General features: G+C 71.9%; 1 protein-coding gene. It reads right to left on the reverse strand.

Features of this window, described 5'->3' with window-relative positions; genetic code table 11:
* A partial coding sequence (locus ACEN88_RS28985) for a beta strand repeat-containing protein (protein ID WP_413345267.1) occupies positions 1-2,601 on the reverse strand: 2,601 nt, incomplete at both ends.

Raw genomic sequence — 2,601 nt, forward strand, 5'->3', positions numbered from 1 at the left:
GCCGTGCACTTCGCCGGACAGCCCGCGCAGCAGGCCGCCGAGCCGGTCCGCGGTCGCGGAACCGACCCGGTACAACAGCTGGTCCTGCCGTTCGCCGGCGCGGCCCGACTGGTCGAGGTCGACGATCCGGTCGAGCGCGCCCGCCACCGCGCGGCTGTTCGCGTTGCCGCCACGGCTCCAGTCCGCGTACGACGCCGGCAGCACCTTCAGCTCGATGCTGTTGTTGCCGCCGACGTTGTAGAACGCGGCCATGCGGGTACCGTCCATGCCGTCCGGCTGGACCAGCGTGTCGAAGCGCCCGGCGATGCCGCCGTCGGCGGTAACGATACGGAAGCTCTGGCCCAGTTCGGGCTTGAGCGGCGCCGAACCATAGCCCGCCTCGTCGGCCGAATACAGGTTCTTCAGCGTCGGCGCCAGCGAGGCGCCCGATTCGATCGTGAAGCGCTTGCCGCCGACGACGTGCAGGTAGGAGTAATACCCGGGCACGCCGACCGGCGCCGTGGGCGTGGCTTGCGCGGTGCCGCCGATGTCTTCCTTGTACGTGCTGCCGGCGGCCATCGTGATGTTCGAATCGGCCGTCAGCATGCCCGGCGAATTGCCCGGCGAGAGCGTGCCCTGCACCAGCAGGTCGCCCTTGACGGTGCCGCTGCCGCCCAGCGTGGCGCCGTGCGCCACCGTCACCCGGCTGTTGAAGAGGCCGTTCGCGAGCAGCTTGCCTTCCAGGACGCAGGTGGCGTCGATATTGGCGTTGCCGGTGACGTTCAGCGTGCCCTGGCCGGTCTTGGTGAAGCAGCCGTCGCCCGCCCCGGTCGACAGCAGGTCGCCCGCCAGCGTGGTCGTGGTGTCGGCCTCGGTGTTGATGTTGGTCGAGCGGCCCATGCGGATGTCCTGGCCGGTCGCGATATCGACGGTCGCGTAGATCGTGCCGGCGTTGAACGTCATCACGCTGCCCCATCCGAGGCCGTAGGCGTTCGTCACCTTCACCAGGCCGTCGTTGATGGTCAGGCCGCCGGTCCATCCGTCGCCCGGCGCGTTGGCGCTGCCCTGGCCGCCGCCGTTGTCGCCGCCGAGCACCAGCGTGCCCTGGCCTTCCTTGACCAGCCGGCCGTCGCCGCCGATGTTGCCGTTCAACGTGACGACGCTGTCGGCGCCCTCGGCGTCGAGCACCCCGTTGCGCGCCGTGATCGTGAAGGCGCGGTCCGACGTCATGCTGCCGGTGGTCTGCAACGTGCCGCCGTCGAGGACCAGCCGGTTGCCGGCGGCGCCCAGGTTGGCGTCGCTGTCGATGCGCAGGATGCCGTCCCGGGACACGGTCGTATCGCCGGTATAGGTGTTGGCCGCATGCAGCGCCACCGTTCCGTGCTCCACCTGCAGGCCGCCGTTGGCGAGCGCGCCGCGCAGGATCAGCGTACCGGTGCCCTGCTTGACCAGCGTGCCGCTGCCGCCGACCGTGCCGTTCTCGGTGGTCACGGTGCCGGCGTCGACGTCGACCGTACCCCGGCCCGTCAGCGCCAGGCCGCGCTCGTGCGTCAGGTCGGCGCTGGTCTGCCAGGTGCCGTTGTCGAGCTCGAGTGCGGCGCTACCCTTGCCGAGGTTGGCGTCGGCATAGGTCCGCAGCGTGCCGCCGCTGACCACCGTCTTGCCGGTATAGTCGTTGGCGCCGTCGAGCGTGAGCGTGCCGCCTGTGACCTTCAGGCTGCCGCTGCCGGCAATATTGCCGCCGAAGCGGCCGGCGGCGGCGGTGACGGTCAGGTCGTTCGCGCCCAGCAGAACGCTGCCCGAGCCGGTCAGGCCCTTGATCGCCACGCCGTGGGCCGCGCCCGAGACGTCGAACACGCCATCGTCGCGCACCGCGCTGCCGGCAATGCTGCCGGCGCCGGACAGCGCCAGCGCCGCCCCGCCGGCGATCGAGGTCGTGCCCGTGTAGTCGTTGACGCCGCCGAGGGACATGCTGCCGCCGTCGACGGACAGGCCGCCCGCGCCCACGATGGTGCCGGCAAAGAGGCCGGCCGCCCGGCTCAGCGCCAGCGTCTGCGCGCCCAGGTAAATGGTGCCCGCACCCGAGACGGTGCTGACCGTGGCCCCGCGGTCGGTGCCGCTGATGTCGAACCTGCCGTCCACGTCCACGCCGCTCGAGCTGGCGATGCTGCCCTGCCCGCTCAGCGCCAGCGTGGCGCCGCCGCCGATGTAGGTGGCGCCGCGGTAGGTGTTGTTCCCGGCCAGGGTCGCCGTGCCGCCCGTGAGGTTCAGGGCGCCGTCGCCGGCGATCGTGCCGGCGAAGACGTCACGGGCGGCCGTCAGCGTGAGCGTCTGGCTGCCGAGCTGGACCAGGCCGTCGCCGGCGAGCGACTGGATGGTCGCGCCGGCGTCAGCCACATCCAGCGTGCCGTCCGCCACGACCCGGCTCGATGCGGCGATCAAGCCATTGCCCGCCAGCGTCAGCGTGGCGCCCGCCCCGATCGAGGTCGCGCCGGTGTAGGCCTGCGTGGTCGTCAGCGCCTGGCTACCGCCGGCGATGGCGATACCGCCCGAGCCGCTGATGCGGCCGTTGAAGGCCCCGGCGGCATCGGTCAGCGTCAGGGTGTTTCCGCCCAGCAGCAC

This window comes from Massilia sp. CT11-108 (genome assembly GCF_047302915.1).
GTDB lineage: Bacteria > Pseudomonadota > Gammaproteobacteria > Burkholderiales > Burkholderiaceae_D > Telluria > Telluria orientalis.